The 20,086-nt window shown below is 35.7% G+C and carries 20 protein-coding genes, 1 tRNA gene and 1 pseudogene; 15 read left to right on the top strand and 7 right to left on the bottom strand.

What is annotated here, in order from left to right:
* The first annotated feature begins 58 nt into the window (after positions 1-58).
* Positions 59-133: transfer RNA gene (locus ACVWXS_RS21465), tRNA-Arg, on the top strand.
* Between the two features lie 149 nt (positions 134-282).
* The gene (locus tag ACVWXS_RS21460) at positions 283-1,245 is read left to right on the top strand and encodes a tyrosine-type recombinase/integrase (RefSeq protein ID WP_456960085.1); all 963 of its coding nucleotides are present in this window, start codon (positions 283-285) and stop codon (positions 1,243-1,245) included.
* Positions 1,246-1,411: 166 nt separating this feature from the next.
* Here the strand turns inward: ACVWXS_RS21460 and ACVWXS_RS21455 are convergent, their stop codons facing one another.
* Both ACVWXS_RS21455 and ACVWXS_RS21450 read right to left on the bottom strand, forming a co-directional pair.
* Positions 1,412-1,612: a hypothetical protein gene (locus ACVWXS_RS21455; RefSeq protein ID WP_456960084.1), complete on the bottom strand. Its 201-nt coding sequence runs from the start codon at positions 1,610-1,612 to the stop codon at positions 1,412-1,414.
* Positions 1,613-1,638: 26 nt separating this feature from the next.
* On the bottom strand, positions 1,639-2,007 hold the full coding sequence (locus ACVWXS_RS21450) for a hypothetical protein (RefSeq protein WP_456960083.1): 369 nt from the start codon (positions 2,005-2,007) through the stop codon (positions 1,639-1,641).
* Positions 2,008-2,267: 260 nt separating this feature from the next.
* Between ACVWXS_RS21450 and ACVWXS_RS21445 the strand changes: the two genes are divergently transcribed.
* Positions 2,268-2,864: a sigma-70 family RNA polymerase sigma factor gene (locus ACVWXS_RS21445; protein ID WP_456960082.1), complete on the top strand. Its 597-nt coding sequence runs from the start codon at positions 2,268-2,270 to the stop codon at positions 2,862-2,864.
* Positions 2,865-3,056: 192 nt separating this feature from the next.
* Here ACVWXS_RS21445 and ACVWXS_RS21440 read toward each other — a convergent pair whose 3' ends face one another.
* The 4 genes from ACVWXS_RS21440 to ACVWXS_RS21425 form a co-directional block, all read right to left on the bottom strand.
* Complete coding sequence (locus ACVWXS_RS21440; protein WP_456960081.1) at positions 3,057-3,572, bottom strand: hypothetical protein; 516 nt, start codon at positions 3,570-3,572, stop codon at positions 3,057-3,059.
* Between the two features lie 101 nt (positions 3,573-3,673).
* The gene (locus tag ACVWXS_RS21435) at positions 3,674-3,913 is read right to left on the bottom strand and encodes a hypothetical protein (RefSeq protein ID WP_456960080.1); all 240 of its coding nucleotides are present in this window, start codon (positions 3,911-3,913) and stop codon (positions 3,674-3,676) included.
* A gap of 435 nt (positions 3,914-4,348) precedes the next feature.
* Positions 4,349-4,534: a hypothetical protein gene (locus tag ACVWXS_RS21430; RefSeq protein ID WP_456960079.1), complete on the bottom strand. Its 186-nt coding sequence runs from the start codon at positions 4,532-4,534 to the stop codon at positions 4,349-4,351.
* A 38-nt stretch (positions 4,535-4,572) separates the two neighbouring features.
* Entirely contained in the window at positions 4,573-4,854 is a 282-nt protein-coding gene (locus tag ACVWXS_RS21425) for a hypothetical protein (RefSeq protein ID WP_456960078.1), read from the bottom strand.
* Positions 4,855-5,752: 898 nt separating this feature from the next.
* Between ACVWXS_RS21425 and ACVWXS_RS21420 the strand changes: the two genes are divergently transcribed.
* The 8 genes and pseudogenes from ACVWXS_RS21420 (at position 5,753) to ACVWXS_RS21385 (ending at position 12,784) form a co-directional block, all read left to right on the top strand.
* Positions 5,753-6,031: a hypothetical protein gene (locus tag ACVWXS_RS21420; RefSeq protein WP_456960077.1), complete on the top strand. Its 279-nt coding sequence runs from the start codon at positions 5,753-5,755 to the stop codon at positions 6,029-6,031.
* A gap of 220 nt (positions 6,032-6,251) precedes the next feature.
* Positions 6,252-7,376, top strand: a pseudogene (locus ACVWXS_RS21415) (IS4 family transposase).
* A 199-nt stretch (positions 7,377-7,575) separates the two neighbouring features.
* A complete protein-coding gene (locus tag ACVWXS_RS21410; RefSeq protein ID WP_456960097.1) occupies positions 7,576-8,085 on the top strand; it encodes a major tail protein in 510 nt (169 codons plus the stop codon).
* 99 nt (positions 8,086-8,184) lie between these two features.
* Positions 8,185-9,036, top strand: a complete 852-nt coding sequence (locus tag ACVWXS_RS21405; RefSeq protein WP_456960076.1) for a hypothetical protein — start codon at positions 8,185-8,187, stop codon at positions 9,034-9,036.
* Positions 9,037-9,101: 65 nt separating this feature from the next.
* Complete coding sequence (locus ACVWXS_RS21400) at positions 9,102-9,410, top strand: head-tail connector protein (protein ID WP_456960075.1); 309 nt, start codon at positions 9,102-9,104, stop codon at positions 9,408-9,410.
* Positions 9,411-10,315: 905 nt separating this feature from the next.
* The gene (locus ACVWXS_RS21395; RefSeq protein WP_456960074.1) at positions 10,316-11,119 is read left to right on the top strand and encodes a transporter substrate-binding domain-containing protein; all 804 of its coding nucleotides are present in this window, start codon (positions 10,316-10,318) and stop codon (positions 11,117-11,119) included.
* A gap of 241 nt (positions 11,120-11,360) precedes the next feature.
* Entirely contained in the window at positions 11,361-12,065 is a 705-nt protein-coding gene (locus tag ACVWXS_RS21390) for an amino acid ABC transporter permease (RefSeq protein WP_374965339.1), read from the top strand.
* The gene (locus ACVWXS_RS21385; protein ID WP_068985961.1) at positions 12,062-12,784 is read left to right on the top strand and encodes an amino acid ABC transporter ATP-binding protein; all 723 of its coding nucleotides are present in this window, start codon (positions 12,062-12,064) and stop codon (positions 12,782-12,784) included. The genes ACVWXS_RS21390 and ACVWXS_RS21385 overlap by 4 nt, the downstream gene beginning before the upstream one ends.
* Before the next feature lie 58 nt (positions 12,785-12,842).
* Here the strand turns inward: ACVWXS_RS21385 and ACVWXS_RS21380 are convergent, their stop codons facing one another.
* The gene (locus ACVWXS_RS21380; protein ID WP_068985960.1) at positions 12,843-13,457 is read right to left on the bottom strand and encodes a spore coat protein; all 615 of its coding nucleotides are present in this window, start codon (positions 13,455-13,457) and stop codon (positions 12,843-12,845) included.
* A gap of 215 nt (positions 13,458-13,672) precedes the next feature.
* On the opposite strand from ACVWXS_RS21380, the gene ACVWXS_RS21375 reads away from it, so the two are divergent.
* The 4 genes from ACVWXS_RS21375 (at position 13,673) to ACVWXS_RS21360 (ending at position 19,693) form a co-directional block, all read left to right on the top strand.
* Positions 13,673-15,946, top strand: a complete 2,274-nt coding sequence (locus ACVWXS_RS21375; protein WP_456960073.1) for a prolyl oligopeptidase family serine peptidase — start codon at positions 13,673-13,675, stop codon at positions 15,944-15,946.
* A 492-nt stretch (positions 15,947-16,438) separates the two neighbouring features.
* Entirely contained in the window at positions 16,439-18,712 is a 2,274-nt protein-coding gene (locus tag ACVWXS_RS21370) for a prolyl oligopeptidase family serine peptidase (protein WP_456960072.1), read from the top strand.
* A 170-nt stretch (positions 18,713-18,882) separates the two neighbouring features.
* On the top strand, positions 18,883-19,119 hold the full coding sequence (locus tag ACVWXS_RS21365; protein ID WP_349661842.1) for a glutaredoxin family protein: 237 nt from the start codon (positions 18,883-18,885) through the stop codon (positions 19,117-19,119).
* A gap of 451 nt (positions 19,120-19,570) precedes the next feature.
* Entirely contained in the window at positions 19,571-19,693 is a 123-nt protein-coding gene (locus ACVWXS_RS21360) for a hypothetical protein (RefSeq protein ID WP_263297453.1), read from the top strand.
* The last annotated feature ends 393 nt before the right edge of the window (positions 19,694-20,086 follow it).

Genomic DNA, 20,086 nt, shown 5'->3' with positions numbered 1-20,086 from the left:
TATCTACATCATGCTTTTTGGAAAGCCTTTGAGTGGGTACTTTTTTTTGTGTCTAATTGCCCTCGTGGTGTAATGGATAACACGTAAGATTCCGGTTCTTGCACTGGGGGTTCGATTCCCTCCGAGGGCGCCATTGAAACCTTTACAAACTCAATAGTACCAACGGTTTTCAATCATAGGGGATAACTACTAGGCATCGAACCTAGTTAATAATTCCCCAAAAATTGACCCTGTAAACATTCGTTATCAACTTCCAATTACCAATAGGAGTTGATTTTTTTTATGACGAAAAAAATAGGAATTTTACAAGTTGGAACAAACGTATCCAGTTCAATCAAAAAAACAGAAACGGCTAAGCTTGGTACGACTGCTTTAAGTGCAATGGAAATCATTAACCGACAAATGAAATTAAATGGCATTAGAAAAAGAACGATTGACGATTATAATTTGAATTTCACTCAATTTATTGAATTTAACGAATTGACCTATTTAGATCAAATTACAACTGACACCATTTACAATTGGTTGGATAGCATGAATGTGTCAGATGTGACAAAGAAAAATCGCCTCAAATGCCTCAAAGCCGTTTTAAGTAAATGCCTTGATAATGGTTGGTTCGAACACAAATTTTGGAATACCATTCAAATACGTATTGATAGAACGATAAAACATGGCGCAAAGGAAAACGATTTAAACATATTACTTTCATTGCTTGATACCTCTACATTTATTGGTTTACGTGACGCTGTAGCCGTTCTTACGTTGTATAGAACAGGTGTCCGAATCAACACGTTAGGACAAATCAAAGAAAATCATATCGACTTTGAAAATAAAACATTCAACCTCACAGGCGACATAATGAAGAATCATAAAATATTAAAATTGCCATTAGACGACCAGTTACTTGAATTGTATCGAATATTGATTGAACAAAACAAACAAGTGCGAAAGCATTGCAAAGAAAATAATGATTTTCTGTTTATAACTGTCAATGGACAGACTGTAATGGGTAAAGCAACTTCAAACAGCATTGCCAAACAATTGTACAAATATTCCAAAAGGTACAATCTGCCTAATATTAATGCACATAGCATTCGCCGAGCGTATGCAAAAGGTTTGCTTGATAAAGGTGCTTCGGTTGCGTTGATCTCGAAAGCACTTGGTCACAGCTCGCTAGATGTAACGACACAATATCTTGACCTTGAAGTTAATGAGGTGGCAGAAAATTTGCGTGATTATTTATAACATTAAAGCTTGGGCACTGTGCAATTGTAACAGTGCCTTTTACTTTTATATGCGTACTGAATAAACTCGTCAAGCTGACGCAACTTGCGATTCTGGTGATGTATTTAAAGTTGTGGTCGACTCACAACGATATAATCAATCAAATTGAAGCATATAACAATCCCAATTATGCAGATTGCTCAACACTGGGCACTACAAGTTCCTTTTCAAGTGCCTCAATGAATTGTTGTATTCCTTCGTTATCATCTGAAGTAGAATTTTCCAATTTAAAATCGTCTCCCAAATAATTTGCATAGATACTGATATACATATCGCCTTTTTCTGCTAGAACAAGTTCCTTCCTTATTTCAGCATGTTTGTTCAGCAATTCTTGGTGCAATTTTTCACCTTCGCTTATTTCAGTTGAGCTTTCTCAACTGATTCCACAGGTGTTTCTTCTTTTTTCTTCGTTGCATTTTTCTTGCGAGCTTTATAAGATTTCTTTTTCGCAAATTCAGTAGCGTCCACAACTGTTGACTCTTTTTCAGGATTAGCATTGATAGCATCAATCCCAGAATCAAGATCTTTCATTTCACCATAAACATCAATCTTTTTTACATCACTTTCGAGCACGAAAACAGTGCGACCATAAATGTCATGTTTCGTTTTGATTTTTGATTCTTTAATCGACTTTCTCATTTTATATGGTGACACATCAAATACCACCGCTAAGTCAGCTACGCTGTAATATACTTTTCCTTTAAAGATAACACGATTAATCATTTTCCTTACCTCCGATAATTTTTGTTTTTTTATTTTGTAATTAGGAGGATTTTATGTAATTGTCCGTTTTGCTATATTCGTAGGATAACACCAATTCTGAACGTTGTCTAGTATTTTGTACGAAAAAATGCTTAAAACACGAACTATAAACAAATGTTAATGGTTTAATGTTCGGATTTTTCTTTAGAAAATATAAAATACATGTTATTTTAGTAGTGTCATATATAGACAAAATTAAACATGAATCGGAGAAAATCAACATGAAACAGATTATTTTATCGAACGGTGTAATAAAAACAATGACTTTTGAAGAGGTGCTTGAGCAGTTCAAACCAATGATGAACAAGGCAACTAATATCGCAATCAGTAAATTTGGCTGTTCAATTGACAAAGAAGATATGATTCAAGAAATGAAATTTGAAACGTGGAAGGCATACGAGGAATATAATGGAGCTAATGCTTTCTCAACATTTTTACATTACAAACTTAAAAAAGTAACTGGAAACACTGCTCAAAGAATCACTGCTCAGAAACGTACAAACGAAGGCATTGTCAGCATGGACGCAACAATTGGCGACAGCGAAAAAAATACGCTTCAAAATGTATTATCTTCAGATGATTTCACAAGTGAAAATATGATTGCTTCTGAAATGATGACATTTATTGAATCGAACATAACCGAACGTGAACAAAGTGAGCTAAAATCTGTGTTATATCCTAAAGAATATAATTCAACTCATTTGAGTAAAGAATTAGAAATTAGTCGCCAAGCTGCACATTTGAAAATTAAAAACCTAAAAACGAAGCTACGACAACTGTTGATCCAACACAATTTCGCATATGACTTATCCGCATAAATAAAAAGCGTCCCTTCAAGGACGCTTTTTATTACTTACACATATTATAAAGGTGACAAAGTGCTACCTACATCTCGACCAATTGCAGTGATTTTGTCTTTTGCTTGTTGACCCCATTTTCTACTTCCGTTATAACAAAAAACCCCTTGCAGCGCAAGAGGTAGTTTGGAGACTATTTTTATTTTTGTTTAATTACTTAATGTTGACATATTGAGTAGCAAAGCCTCCAGATGGGCTGTATGCGTTAGCAAATTGACCAGCATATGAACTGTCATCAACTTGGATAGATACTTTGTAGTAACCTCCAGCTTTTAACATAGATGTGCCAGATGAAGGGTATGCCCAACCTGATGAACTTGTCATTGTTGGAGCAGAGTTATGAACAACTACAGCGCCGTTCATATCAGTAATTTGCATTCTTACACCTACACCTGATACTGGAAGCCCTGTTTTTGCGTCAACAATTTTCAATGAACCGCTAAGTGTGTTACCAAGAGCAACATTACCTTCGTTAGTGAAACCCCAGCTTAAAGATTGATAATTTGTGTCTCCTGCGTAATAAGCTAATTGCTCGATTCCTGATGCTTGTTCGATTGCTGGTGATGATGCTGTCGGTTTAACTGGTTCTGCAGCTGATGCTGAACCTGTTCCCATAAGACCTGTGCCCATAATTGCTGCTGCCATTGCTAGTGCTGATAATTTCTTCATTTGTTTCCTCCTGTTTATGTCCATCGGACAATTGTTTTTGTATCTGACTGATACTTTACTAATATACAACTATTTCAAAATTTTGTAAACTTTAAGAGGAATTACAAAATAGGTATTATCGCAAACACATTATTAGCAGGCTCAATATTAGCATCAGGTTTCACAGTTGCTTCTTTTTCTTTTTTCTCATTAGGCGTTGTTTCAACATATCCCACGGCTGCTTTTTCTTTTTCAGGAACAGGTTTCTCCATTTGCTCGGTGAATTTGATATAACCAAAAATTCCACCAAAAATGCCCATTATTACAATGATGATGATAGCTGATTTTGTTTTTCTTTTCATATAATTAAACCCCGCTTATAGTTTGTTTTTATTCGCAATTATTAGGGTATTGTGTAATTAAGTTAATAATAACAAAATATTGAAATATGGTTCAATGAAAAACTATAGTACGAACACTGTTCGTAGAAGCTAAGGGAAACAAGTTTACATCAAGTCAAAGGCACTAAATGGTACGCAGAAGTGCAAAAAGCGTAGTCAATAAAATGTCTATTTTATTTCTATGTGGTGGGAATTAACTACGACAATTTGTCGTAGTTGGTTCCCTTCCTTTTTTTTGTGGTTAAATAGTGTAGATGAGCGTTACTACAACTTTAGGCCATGTATCTTTTTCCTTGACTGTAGCAGTTGTGCTCACCAAGCGTTCCTATTTTTGAGATTGATTTCAGCTATGCACCAGTGGAATAGCCCAAAATTCATGTGGCGAATTTTGAAACTCTAATTGTCCCAACCATTTTTCTTTTTTAATTCTTCATACCATTTAGCATGTTCTGCCTTTCGTATTTCTGCTTGTTTAATCATTTCTTCCGTTTCAGGGTCTTTAGGAAAAGCAATGTAAACAAATGCTACAAATACACCAACCATCATGACAATAATACATAATGCTATTGTTAAAGTTTGCACGAAATCATTTTTTATGACTTTGATGAAAATAGCTTTCATCAGATGTAATTTTGTATCAATCGAGCAATTTCGGGAGGTATGGGCCCGATTATGTCTGCCACACTTGCTACGATTCCGTTTTTAACTAGCCCATTTAAAAAATCCCGCTTTTGTTGTGAAAAACTACCCCACCAGTCGTACAATTCTTCATCTGTAAGGCCTCTATTTTCTCCATTTGCGGGAAATCTCCGAGGTAGAAGTGCCTCACGTTTATTCAGCGTTTCCAATCCGTTTGCTATCCGAGTCAATTGATTAACGAATGCGTCTTCATAATTTTCCATTTGATTACCGCCTTCCATATTTTAGATAATTCAACGATAAGACGGCGTTATCAAATGTGCAAGATGCTATAAAAAAAACCACGCTCTAGACAAAAACACATCTTCTATTAAGTAACATATAGAAGGCGTAAAAATGTCTAGAGCGTGATTTAATATGTATATACTTATTATTATTATCAGTAGCTTTATTTATTATTATATAATCATTCATCACAATCATTTGCATTAGCGAATGGTTGCTTTAGCAACCTGAGCAAAGGGACAGCGATAGCTGTACCTTTAACAGTGATTAGTATAGTACGAACAGCTGTGCTGTGAGTACAGTATAGCTATAGTATGTGTGTATATATAGTATGTATATGTGTAGTATATATATGTTATATAGGCACTCCCAGTTACTAGGACTACCTGTGCTACAGCATACATGTATAGCATATAGTACATATATACATACTATATAGTACCTATATATATACTACTACTGTTAAAAGGTGATAGCTGAAGCTATCCCCTTTTGCTCAGCTTTCCCAGATGTGGGAAAGTCTTCGCTACTGTATATTTTTGTGAATTGACGTTAGCACTATTTACTATAGGTTATTTATAAAGGAATCAATTAGAAACCTTACTCCTGCAACGGATTGCTGTTTACGTTAGCACTCGTTTTTGTACAAATATTTTAACGCTCTAGACAAAAATAACCTTTCTATATGTTACTTAATAGAAAGGTGAAAAATGTCTAGAGCGTCAATCATTAAGCTATAGGATTTTCCTGTGATATGCCATAGGAAAATACTTGGCTGTTTTTATGTTTTCATACATATATGCTATGAGGCAATCTAACAAATAATTTCGGCACAATATAATGGAGTCATAGATATGAATATTGGGAGGTAGCAAGATGGCTAGAAAAAGAAAAAGCAATTTGCCGTTGAAAAGAATATTTAGACTAAGCGTGGTAAATTATTTGAAGGAACTGGGGATAGTTCATTATCAAAAAATTTCAGATGACAATAACGCTAAAAGGGAAATTTACCTTTTCATTAAAAACGATGAATTGAAAAACGCATTAAACAAATATAATATAAGCTCGCTGAAATTATCGGCTCGTAGCTGCGCTCAAGGAGAAAATGAATATGGAAACAATCACAGGAAAGTACACGCTAAAAGAATTAGCTGAAATTAAAGGAATTAAACTACCAACGTTCCGAAAATACAAGGAGCGACACATTGCTGAGTTAGAACAATATCATAATGTAACGATTCACTAGCGTCGCATTAAAATAATTCAACGTATTTTAAAAAACTGAATTTTCTGCAATGTTATCCGTGCATAAAAAAAGCCTTTATAATGGTTGGGTGGTAGTAAACCATCCAAATCCAAAATAAAGGACATAAGCATGGATAAGTTTACACGAAAAACTTCATTTGAACAATGGTTTTCACCTATTTCTTCTACACAAATGGAGAAATTAGTTGAAATTCATCAATTAAATTACTATACAAAGAAGCTTCACATCGCTTCATTCTTGAAATTATTACTGTTTGCGCAACTGAATGAAACCGAAAGTCTACGTGCAATTAGTGACACGCTGTTATCAGACGACTTACAAAAAGCAACGTATTTAGAGTCCATCAGCTTTTCGCAGTTAGGTCGGCGATTAAACCAAGTGCCAACTGAGTTTTTCCAACAAATTTTTCTAGACTTAGTCGGGCAAATTCATGAGAAAATGCATTTTGAGCAGCGCCGAAAAACCACAACACCACTAAAAATCATTGATTCTAGCACATTGCCATTGAACTTAAACAACCATAGATGGGCTGAATTCCGTAAAACAAAATCAGGTGTGAAGTTACATTTGCGCCTTGTTTACCTAGAAAAAGGTTGTTCGTACCCTGATAAAGCGGTGCTGACGAATGCGAAAGAACATGATCGTGGTCAGCTTGAAATTCTCGTTGATGACAAGGAGTGCATGTACGTGTTTGACCGAGGCTACTTAGATTATGAGCGCTTTGACCGCATGACAGATGACGGACTTTTCTTTGTCTCACGCTTACGAAAAAACGCCGTAACACGTGTGATTGAATCATTTAAAGTACCTGAACAGTCATCGGTGTTATCGGATGAAATGATTCTGATTGGCAACACGCAAAATCGTGCTGAAAATGTATTTCGCCGTATCGAAGTACTAGATCCAAACGGTAAAGAGCTACATCTGATGACGAATCGTTTTGATTTAAGCGCAGATGAAGTCGCTGAACTGTATAAGTCACGCTGGGCAATCTAACTGTTTTTCAAGTGGATGAAACAGCATCTGAACATTAAAAAGTTCTACGGGCAAAGCGAGCTAGCTGTGCATAATCAGGTGTACATTGCGATGATCGTTTACTGCTTAAACGTGCTAGCACAGCTTTACACAAACAGTTCACTGACGTACTTACAAATTAGTAGGTACTTAAAAGCAACACTATGGAAGCCCGCACGTATTTGGCTTCGGGAAATCGAAGGAACTACGGTACCATAAGGATTTAGAACTGTCAGTTGCCCCAGTCAAAGGTTATAGTAAAAAAATGGATGTTTACTATCTCTATTTAAGTATCTTTCATTTTCTTCAAAAACGGAAGAATTAGAAAACAGAAAATTCAATTAAAATTCGTGCGACGTTAGTGAAATTAATGAAATGAGGAAAATAAAATGAAAAACGTTTAAGCGGTTTCCGTTCTATTCACGTAGCTCCTATTACAGGTTCTACATTCGGTACACCAGTGCCAATCTCAGGAGCAAAAGCTATTGAAGCAGAATTGGCTTACGAAAACGTTCAATTCTATGCTGATAATGCAATTGATTTCAGTGATTTCATTTTCACTGGCGGTGAAGGTACATTAACTGTATCTGGCTTAACAATGTCTGAATATGAATTACTATTCGGTTCAAGTGTGGAAAATGGCGGAGTATTAGTTAAATCAACTGACATTGCACCTGAAGTAGCAATTTTATTCGAACGAAACAAATTGGGTACGACTGAAAAAGTTTACTTTGTTTTATATGCGTGTAAATTTGCTCCACCAAGCATTACTGCTCAAACTTTCGAAGGCGGAATCGAAGAAGAAACTGTTGAGCTTCAATTCACAGTACGTGAACTTGAACAAGGTGAAGTATTCTATATGCTTGATTCTGGTGAGCACAAAGGCGATAAAGCTACAAAATGGTACGAAGAAGTGCAAAAAGCATAAAACAATTGAGCACGATTAATTCGTGCTCTTTCATTTGTTTACAAATCATTGTGGGTGAATGAAAAAGCATAAATAAAAAATGAAACGGGGAAATTTATTATGAACACAAGTTCAAACACAGCCAAAGAAATGAAAGAACAAACGATTCTTGATATTTTACAATCTGGTGAAATGCCGAGTGTGGCTACACAATTTGATATTTTTGAAATTAAAGAAGTTGCGGAACGATTAATTGCTTTCGATGATGTTGAAGCTGGCATTTACAATGACACAGATACAAAAGAAATTGCTTCGAATGATTTAACATTCGCAAAAGTGAAATTCGATAACCGTAAACGTGTTGGAGATGCTATTGCAATTTCAAAACATTTGTATAATGACACGAAAGAAGAAGTTATCGGAACTCTCAAACCAAAACAAGTGCAACGCACATTGAAAACATATGCCAAACAAGCATTAGGTCATGGTAATAAAGACGGTAGCGGACTGCAATTCCAATCAATTTTGGACTACAACTCACAAGACGAAAAAGAATTAATTAAAGGTATTAAAATTAATGACACATTCAAAGGTGTAACAACAGAAACGATTGTATCTGCTATTGGTGAATACGTTCAAAACAATACAGCAAAATCAATCATCGTTGTAAATAGCCTTGCTGATGTCATTAATTTAACAGACGCATCTGGTGCATTAGTATTGAAAACTGAACAAAGTGCTAATGGTTCAGTCGGAACTATTTTTGGTAGCCACACATTCGTGGTTGATATGAATGGAAAAGCAAAAATGGTCGTTATGAACCCTAAAGCTTATGGTGTCGGAGTGAAAGCGGAATACAAAAATCCGTATAGCGCTGCAAATGCTGTTCACACATCAATAATTGATATTTTATCTCAGGGTAAAGTATTAGATCCAAACGGAATTAAAATTATCAAAGATGCAACTGCGTAATACAGGCTCCTTCGGGAGCTTTTCTTTTGCAATAAAATAAATATTTTATGAAAGGTGGAAATCGTATGGCAGTAGATTTATTGAACACAAAATTTAGCGATATTGATTTAGAATTTGCTAAATCGTACATGCACATTGAATCTGATTTCACTGAGGACGATATTCAAATTCAATTGATGATAAATTCAGCTAAGGGTTTCGTAATCACTTATTCGAAATTAACAGCGGAAGAATTGGACGAAATGACTGAAATGACAATTCCGTATTTGAAATTGATATCTGATCTTTACCATGAACGCACAGCAATGGGGAAAGAAGATTTTTCGCAAACGTGTAATATTATTTTAAATTTACATAGGTTGCCTAGTTTGTAACGTTTATTTGTATTGAAGTTATGTACATATACAATAGGAAATCTTCCATTCCTTAGCTCAGTTTCTTGTGCCTTCTGGCATTTCAATGTCTATGAAAAAAAACGCTCACACATTAATTGTGTGGGCGAATTTTTTTTGGTTTCTTTTCGATATTTCACTATAATATAGAAGAAACTCCGTTGAAAATATTCATACAAATACGTTGAAGAGTGATAAGAATGTGTGTATAATATGAAATTGTTGTTGATAACGAACCGAGTTCGGTTTAGGTTCAATGACTCTCGTTATGATACATGCAGTGGGAAACATTGATGTGTCAATATCCAGTCCTCGTTATTAATTAATTCAAATTAATTTTTGGACTATTTAACTGGGGGTTCGATTCCCTCCGAGGGCGCCATTTTACTGATTATTTGATTTACATTTATAGCTCAATTCTCCTAATAAGTAGTTTAGCAGCCTGCTTACTGGAGAATGAGGGGAAAATAGTGGAAATTCTGCTTAGTAGCATTATTCCCATATATGTTCCTTTCAAACCTTCAAAAAAGCAACAACTCCAAATTATTTTTTAGTGAACATACCGTACGTGAAGACTAGTATACTAGTCGGAAAAAAGAATCCTATCTGAGGGGATTCTTTTTTTTTTGCCAAAATATATCTATCTTTGGCATAGTTCAAATATGTATAAATATACAAGTTAGATTAGATTTTTGTTCACTCATACCGTTTTCTACTAAAAAAAACCAACTGAAATTAATTTTTATGAAAAAACAATTACTTTTATGCGAATTGTTGTTGTCTAAAGTGAATAATGTCACTATAATTGACCTAATAGTCTAACATTTCCGAATTAATAAATAATAAAATATATTTCGGGAAGGTAATTGAATAAGGGGGAAAATACTATGAAAAAAAGTTTATCGATGATACTAATGATCGTGGCAGCATTTGCACTAGTTCTAGCTGGCTGTGGTGCTAAAGAAAAGACATCATCTGGTAGTGAGCCATCTGCGGGTGAAGATGGTAAAAAAGTTTATAAGGTAGGAACAGAAGCTACCTTTGCGCCATTTGAATCACTTGACGATAAAGGAAATGTTGTAGGAATTGATGTCGATATTTTACAAGCAATTGCTGATGAAATGGGCTTTGAAGTGGAATGGCAAAACATTGGTTGGGAGCCCGTATTCCAAACGATTAAAAATGGTGAAACAGATATCGGTGCATCTGGCATAACAATTAATGAAAAGCGTAAAGAGTCATTTGACTTTACTGAGCCCTATTATGAATCTCAATTATTAATCGTTGTAAAGGAAGATTCAAAGATTAAATCATTAGCTGAATTAAAAGATAAAAAGATTTCAGTACAAATTAATGCTACTGGACACGAAGCTGCTAAAAAGCTTCAAGGGGAATTAAGTACGAATATTTTGGCGTTTGAAAATCAACCAATCGCTATTCAAGAGATGCTAAACGGAAACGTAGACGCAGCAATTGGTGATAATGCGGTAGTGTATGAATATATTAAGGCACATCCAAATGAAAAACTTAAAGTAATAGAAGATGATGCATTTGAAAAAGAATATTATGGGTTTATGGTTCAAAAAGGGAATACAGAGTTGTTAAACCTACTAAATGAAGGTCTGAAAAAAATTAAAGAAAACGGTAAATTAAAAGAAATTACAGGCACAGAATTTAAAGAAAAAAAATAAATGCATGATGCCACTAGTATAGTTATGCTAGCGGCTCATTTATTTTCATTCAGCAAATGTCTTCTGTAGCGAAAGCAAAGTGTCAGCTACAGAAGACTCCCACCTCTAAAGGTGGCAGGATGAATGAGTATGAGGTTCTCGTGTCGGCCTTCGTGCAGGTCTAGGCACAATTTAAAACACAATTACACCAAGGCGAAATTGATTTTTTGGACTAACTCTAAAGGGGAAGTGGGGTTTTCGGATGGACATCTTTGACTTACGCTGGGACACAGTCTGGAACTACCGTGATATGTTTATACGTGGTATTGGCGTGACGCTTGTTTTAACACTTAGTGGTTATTTTGGAGGAATTCTTTTAGGGTTATTTTTAGGTCTTGGAAAATTATCAAATAAAAAATGGATTTATTGGCCATGTAAGTTATATGTAGATTTATTCCGTGGGACTCCGATGCTCGTGCAAATCTTATTAATTCACTTAGCGGTGATACCGACAATTTTTGGACATTCATTAGGCTATATGGTTTCAGGGATTACGGCACTTATTTTAAATTGTGCGGCATACAATGCAGAAATTTTCCGTGCGGGCATTCAAAGTATTGCTAAAGGGCAAATGGAGGCAGCTCGTTCTCTTGGCTTAACGCATAACCAAGCGATGCGTAAAGTTATTTTACCCCAAGCTTTTAGACGTATGATTCCGCCGCTAGGCAATGAATTTATCGCCTTATTAAAGGATTCATCTTTAGTAACCGTTATTGCGGCTCCAGATATTTTATATGCAAGTAAAGTAGTAGCAGGTGCTAGCTTCCGTTTCTGGGAACCATATATTGTTGCAGCCTTATTATATTTAATTTTAACGTATGGTGTAACAAAGGTTGTAGCATTTATTGAAAAACGATTTAGTAATAGCTATGTCCCTCGTAAGGCAGAAGGGCGGGAAGCACGATGATTAAGATTGAAAATTTACACAAATATTTTGGCAAGCTGGAAGTATTAAAGGGTATTGATTATGAAATACAAGAAAAGCAAGTTGTTTGTGTTATTGGTCCTTCAGGTTCGGGGAAAAGTACATTTTTACGCTGCATCAATATGCTAGAAGAAGTAACAGATGGTGCAATTTATATCGAGAATGTCAAAATTAATGATCCAAAAACAAATATTAATGCGATTCGAGCTGAAGTGGGGATGGTGTTTCAGCAATTTAATTTATTCCCACATATGACTGTTATTGATAATGTGACGATGGCGCCAATGCAAATCCGTAAAATGGGAAGGCCGGAAGCGGAAGCACTCGGACATGAGCTCTTGAAAAAGGTTGGTCTTGATAGTAAGGCTTATAACTATCCTGAACAGCTTTCAGGTGGTCAACAGCAACGTGTTGCCATTGCTCGTGCTTTAGCAATGAAGCCAAAAGCTATTTTATTTGATGAACCTACTTCTGCACTTGACCCTGAAATGGTAAAAGAGGTGTTAGATGTTATGAAAAATCTAGCCGCTGAAGGAATGACGATGATTGTTGTTACACATGAAATGGGCTTTGCTCGTGAAGTTGGCGATCGTGTTGTCTTCATGGATGGTGGCTATATTGTTGAAGAGGGAACACCTAAAGAAATTTTCAGTAACCCACAAAATGAACGAACAAAAGCCTTTTTAGGAAAAGTACTTTAATAAGGAAAGAGCAATCCCTAGTGATTTTTCATCACAATAGGGACTGCTCTTTTTGTATTTAATGAAGAGGATTTTTTGTAGTGTCAAATGAATTAAGCATCGTTTGCATATCTTGTTGAGAATATTGAGGTACTTGATAATAGCCATGCTTATTTTGGTAAATAGATAATTCGTATGCCATTTCGATGCAGTTGGGAATACTATCTGCAACAACACGACGAACGACAGGGTTTGTCGTTTCTGTTGCAGCCGCAGTCATACATTTTGCCGCGCCTTTTTGAGCACCAAGTAAGAAGCCAGAAATTGCTTCATCATTGATTTCACTCGCATTTTGCATAGGCTTTTTTGGCTGTCCAGGGTTTAAGCCGAATTTAAAATCATGCCCTGTTTCCATTTGATAACGACCTGTAGGAACAGATGGATCATGACCCGTTTTAAATGACTCCACAATTGTGTTATACATGCCTAATGTGAAATTATATTGGCGATCCAAAATGCTAAGTAACTCAGTGTCCTTAACCTGAGGTCGTAAAAGAATAGATTGATTCATACCAGCAATGATTTCGCCAAGTGTTTCATGCATGTCCATTACTTCATGTCCACCATGATTTAGGCTGTGCTGTTGGTTGAATGATGTTTGGTTAGATGGTTCATTGTAAAACGATTGTGACAAAAAAAACGCCTCCTTAATGTCATAGTTTATTGCAGTATTTAGTATGTCGTTCTAAACAAATTTCATACGGTATATGTGCAATTCGCATTTTCATTGGTTTAAAAGGAAATTTTTCTTTAAATATTTTCAATTATTGACAAAAAGACTAAAATTGTTATAATTTTCATTGTATCGACAAGCGATATAACGTGAACTGATATAAGGAGGAAGAAATTTTGAATAAAAGATTTTTAACAGCATCATTAGCAGTTATTTTAACAACATCTACTGTCATTCCCGTTTCTATGCAGGAAGTGCGCGCTGCCAATGAAACTAGCAGTCAAGTAGAAGTAAAAGAGGAACATGTATCTGCAAAGGAATTTCTAGATTTAGCTGTCACTTCTCTAACATTCCAACATGGATCAGAGACAATGCGTCAGCAAATCATAAGTCAGTGGGTAAAAGGTGAAGAATTAAAAGATTTAAGTGCCAATATTAAGCGTGATGAAGCAGCACGTATTTTAGTAAGAGCCTTAGATAAAGAGGAAAAAGAAACAACACTTGCTGAGTATCAAGAAAAAGCCAATAAGCTTGGTTTATTTAACGGTCTTTCAAATAGTGAAACAATTTCTAAACAAGATGCAGTTAAGATTCTGAATAATGCGAAAAAAGTGCAAAACGGTGTAAATAATGAAGGCGTGAAAGAAATTTCCGTTGAAGATTTTATGAAAAATCCAGGAAGTTTTGGTCATTCACTTTCGCCAGACGGTAATTACATAACGTATTCCGCTGAATGGGAAAATCGTTCAAATGTTTTCGTGAAAAAAATGAATGATGATAGCGAGCCAGTACGTGTATCTAGTTCAACAGATCGTGATATCGCTGGATCCTTCTGGAAAGATGATAATCTACTATATGTAAAGGATAAAGGTGGAGATGAAAACTTCCACATTTATTCAACATCATTTAATGGTAATGAGGAAAAGGATTTAACACCATATCCAAATGTAACAGTTGGATTATTAAACGGTTTAAAGGGCGTTAAAGATGAAATCCTTATTATGATGAATAAAGAAGATGCCAAAGTCTTTGATGTGTACAAGCTGAATGTAAAGACTGGTAAAACTACACATGTTGCTAAAAACCCAGGGAATATTATTAGCTGGTTAGCGGATCGTGATGGCAATGTGCGTATGGCAGTTGCTTCAGATGGTGTAGAAGGAACGGTGCTTTATCGTGATTCAGAAAAAGATGAATTCAAGCCATTTATAGAGTTCGAAGCAGGGGAACAAGTAATGCCACTTACTTTCTCTAAAGACAATAAACATATCTATGCAACTTCTAATAAAGGAAGAGACAAAGTAGAAGTAGTGAAATATGATTTAGAAGGTAAAGAAGAAGTAGTTATGTCCAACCCTGAAGTGGATGTAACAGGCGTATTATATAGTGCTGATAAAGATAAATTATTATACGGTACCTATGTAACAGATAAGGTACATTATCAATTCTTTGATGAGGACTTTGAAAAATTATTCCGTAAAATCCAAAACAAATTAGGTGTGCCTGAAAGTGAATTAGGCATCAATGATTACAACAAAGATATGACAAAGTTCATTGTTAGCGTTGCTAGTGACACTGTTTACGGAAAATATTATTACTACGATTCAACAACGGATGAATTGACAGAATTGGCAACATTAAGCCCTTGGTTAAACCCAGAGGAGCTTGCAGAAATGCATCCAATCTCTTATAAGAGTCGAGATGGCTTAACGATTAATGGTTATTTAACTTTACCGAAAAACAAAGAGGCTAAAAACTTACCACTTATCGTTAATCCACATGGTGGTCCATGGTACCGAGATATGTGGGGCTTTAATCCAGAAGTGCAATTACTAGCAAACCGTGGTTATGCAGTACTGCAAGTGAATTTCCGTTCTTCAACTGGTTACGGAAAAGAATTCCTTGAAGCTGGTAATAAGCAATGGGGTCTAAAAATCCAAGATGATATTACAGATGGTGTACAATGGGCAATCGACCAAGGTATTGCAGACCCTGAACGCATCGGAATCTACGGTGCATCATTTGGTGGTTATGCAACGTTAGCTGGTATCACGACTACACCAGATCTATATGCAGCAGCAGTTGATTATGTAGGTGTATCGAATATCTTTACATTATTAAATACAATCCCTCCATATTGGGAAACAGTGCGTAACATGTGGTATGAACGTGTAGGTCATCCAGAAAAGGATAAAGAGCTATTAACAGCTGCTTCACCGATCTTCCATGTGGATAAAATTAAAACACCATTATTTGTAGCTCAAGGTGCAAATGACCCACGTGTCAATAAAGCTGAATCTGACCAAATCGTTGAAGCATTACGTGCAAGAGGCGTAGATGTAGAGTACATGCTGAAAGAAAATGAAGGTCATGGCTTCCATAATGAAGAAAACAAAATTGAATTCTATAATGCAATGCTAAAATTCTTAGATAGTCATTTAAAAAAATAATACAAAAGAATGACTGTGCAGGAAGTAAGCTTCTTACACAGTCTTTTTCTAGTTGTTAAGGAAACTATAGATTTTTAAGTTGTGGGTAACCAAGTGCGTAGTTTTCGTCTAGGCTAAAGCGCTACGTCGCTTCGATCCCTCAGGCAAAAGTGGTGGAGCGTTTACTTTTGCTTCGGGCTCTTTAGTAACAACGGTTGTCCAACTACAACAATAGATTATCAAAACGTGTTCCAAAATTAACAAATATTGATTTTATAAATTTTAAAATTAATGCTATATTTTGAGTGTTAAAGAGGAAGATGGAAGTGTAACATCTGGTGATCACAAAGATGAAGTCGTGACATCCAAAAGAGGCTCAGGATATCTCTTGTACTTGATCGCTTTTATCTCTTTTAATTATCGAACCCAATAATTGACAAAATTGCTAAAGTTGTTATAATTTCATTGTGTTGACAAATGATATAACGCGGACTGATATAAGGAGGAATCATTTTGAAAAAAAGATTTTTATCAGCATCATTAGCAGTTATTTTAACAACATCTGTTGTCATTCCTGTATCTATGCAGGAAGTGCGCGCTGCCAATGAAACTAGTAGTCAAGTAGAAGTAAAAGAGGAAAGTTTATCTGCTAAGGAGTTTCTAGATTTAACTGTCACAGCACTAACATACCAACATGGATCACAAACAATGCGCCAGCAAATTATTGATCAGTGGGTAAAAGGTGAAGAATTAAAAGATTTAAGTTCGAAAATTAAACGTGATGAAGCAGCACGTATTTTAGTAAGAGCCTTAGATAAAGAGGAAAAAGAAGCAACCCTTGCTGAGTATCGGGAAAAAGCCAATAAGCTTGGTTTATTTAACGGTCTTTCAAATAGTGAAACGATTTCTAAACAAGATGCAGTGAAAATTTTAAACAATGCTAAAGCTGTGAAAAACGGTGTGAATAATGAAGGTGTGAAAGAAATTTCCGTCGAAGATTTCGTGAAAAATCCAGGAAACTTTGGCTATTCACTTTCACCAGATGGTAATTACATTACGTATAATGCTGAATGGGAAAATCGTTCAAATGTTTTCGTGAAAAAAATGAATGACGATAGCGAGCCAGTACGTGTATCTAGCTCAACGGATCGCGATATCGGTGGATCTTTCTGGAAAGATGATAATTTACTATATGTAAAGGATAAAGGTGGAGATGAAAACTTCCACATTTATTCAACATCATTTAATGGTAATGAGGAAAAGGATTTAACACCTTATCCAAATGTAACAGTTGGGTTACTAAGTGGTTTAGAGGGCGTTAAAGACGAAATCCTTATTATGATGAATAAAGAAGATGCCAAAGTCTTTGATGTGTACAAGCTGAATGTGAAGACTGGTAAAACAACACACGTTGCTAAAAATCCAGGTAATGTTAGTAGCTGGTTAGCAGATCGTGATGGCAATGTTCGAGTGGCAGTAGTTTCAGACGGTGTAGAAGGAACGGTCCTTTATCGTGATTCAGAAAAAGATGAATTCAAGCCATTAATTGAAATAGAAGCCGGGGATGATGTAAGTCCTTTTAGTTTCTCCAAAGACAATAAATATATTTACGCTACTTCTAATAAAGGAAGAGATAAAGTAGAAGTGGTTAAATATGATTTAGAAGGTAAAGAAGAAGTAATTATGTCCAACTCAGAAGTGGATGTATCAAGTGTATTATATAATGCTGAGAAAGATAAAGTATTGTATGGGGCATATGTAACAGATAAGCTACATTATCAATTCTTTGACGAGGAATTTGAAAAACTATTCCGTAAAATCCAAAACAAATTAGGTGTGCCTGAAAGTGAATTAGGCATCAATGATTACAACAAAGAGATGACAAAATTCATTGTTAGCGTTTCTAGTGACACTGTTTACGGGAAATATTATTACTATGATTCAACAACAGATGAATTAACAGAAATGGCGACATTAAGCCCTTGGTTAAACCCAGAGGAGCTTGCAGAAATGCATCCAATCTCTTATAAGAGTCGAGATGGCTTAACAATTAACGGTTATTTAACTTTACCGAAAAACAAAGAGGCTAAAAACTTACCACTGATCGTCAATCCACATGGTGGTCCGTGGGCACGCGATATGTGGGGCTTTAATCCAGAAGTGCAATTACTAGCAAACCGTGGTTATGCCGTGCTACAAGTGAATTTCCGTTCTTCTGCGGGTTACGGAAAAGAATTCTTAGAAGCGGGTAATAAGCAATGGGGTCTAAAAATTCAAGATGATATTACAGATGGTGTACAATGGGCAATTGACCAAGGTATTGCAGACCCAGAACGCATCGGGATTTACGGTGCATCATTTGGTGGTTATGCAACGTTAGCTGGTATCACGACTACACCAGATTTATATGCAGCAGCAGTTGACTATGTAGGTGTATCGAATATCTTTACATTATTAAATACAATTCCTCCATATTGGGAAACAATGCGTGACCAACTTTATGAGCGCGTAGGGCATCCGGAGAAGGATAAAGAGCTATTAACAGCAGCTTCACCTGTCTTCCATGTGGATAAAATTAAAACGCCATTATTTGTAGCACAAGGCGCAAATGACCCACGTGTAAATAAGGCTGAATCTGATCAAATCGTTGAGGCATTACGTGCAAGAGGCGTTGATGTCGAATATATGCTGAAGGACAATGAAGGCCATGGCTTCAGAAATGAAGAAAACCGTATTGAATTCTATAATGCAATGATTAAATTCTTAGATAGTCATTTAAAAAAATAATATGCGAGAAGACTGTGCAGGAAGTAAGTTTCTTGCACAGTTTTTTTCTAGTTAGAGGCCTATCATAAGGGATTAATACTAATAAGAGAGTTGGCAAGTAAGGGGGGATTACAGTATCTTACTTATAGATAATTGTTTCGTTTTATAATTACTTTATGGAGGTGCTGTAAGTGAACGTGAAATTTTTTAGTCGAGCTAATTGTGGATTATGTGTAGAGGGACTGCATACATTAAAGCTTGTGCAGGAGGATATAGATTTCGATATTGAAATTATTGATATTGAAGAAGATGAGAGCATACATGAAAAATATATGTTAATGATTCCAGTAGTAGAAAAGGATGGGCAAGTTATACAATACGGCAATTTGGATTATGCCACACTCATGGAGCATTTGTGTAGCGAATAACAAAGGGGGATTTGCTAATGTACATACCAGTGGCTTTTAGAATCATTCAAATAAAAGGCGGCAATTAGTTATACAAAAGTTAGAAGAAATCAAACATACAAATGAGCAGCAAATCGCTCATTTAATGAAGCAAAATATAAAGTGAATGAAACCTTCCCTAAAAATTTCGCATCTCTTCTGCTACATATGTGGCGTGAAGAAGGAGCGGAATTTTTTTGGTTGCTGTACCCAAATCTTAAGGGGGAAAAACCACAATTCACAAATTGTTCAATGAAAGCGTTATGAATTTGAACAGTTTGTGAAGACCTTCACATTAGGCTTTATTTTTATAAAAATCGGAGTAGAATAGGAATCAAGTAAGAGGTTGTTATAAAACAGTTTTCAAAAGTATCACGATTTTAGTGGTTGTTATATTACAAAAACATAAACATATTTGAAGGGAGATTTTACAATGTGGGTTATTACAGTATTTGAGAAAAAGGACGTTCGTATTTTTGAATACACAAATAAAAATGAAGCAACAAAAGCTTTAGGTGGATTTAAGAAAAACGCCATATTATCTTTCACAAAATAAGCTAACTAAAAACTCGTAGCCATGTCTAAATTGGTTACGAGTTTTTATTATGTGGAAAAACAAAATGATAAAGAAATCTTTGTGAACGTTGTGACGCTTTAAATGATGATGATTTCCGTTCTGAGCTACTAGCTATGCTGTGGGCGAACATCGAGCTGATAAACAAGTCGCTGCCGCTACGTTAGCATTGCGCTTTCGCACAAAAAACATTGTTGCTGTCGCTTCTCTTTCGCACAAAAAACATTGTTGAAGTTTCGTTTTATAACTATAAATTAGCGTGACATAATAAGTGTAAATGGTTGATTGGAGTGGAGACTGGGCGACTCCTTGGGGATCAGCGATAGGGGAACGAAGGCTAAGAGCATCACGTCCTGTGATAACGCCTTCGTGACC

This window comes from Lysinibacillus sp. TE18511, assembly GCF_054062295.1.
Note: the sequence above shows the minus strand (reverse complement) of the source record. Positions and strands in the feature narration are given on the sequence as shown.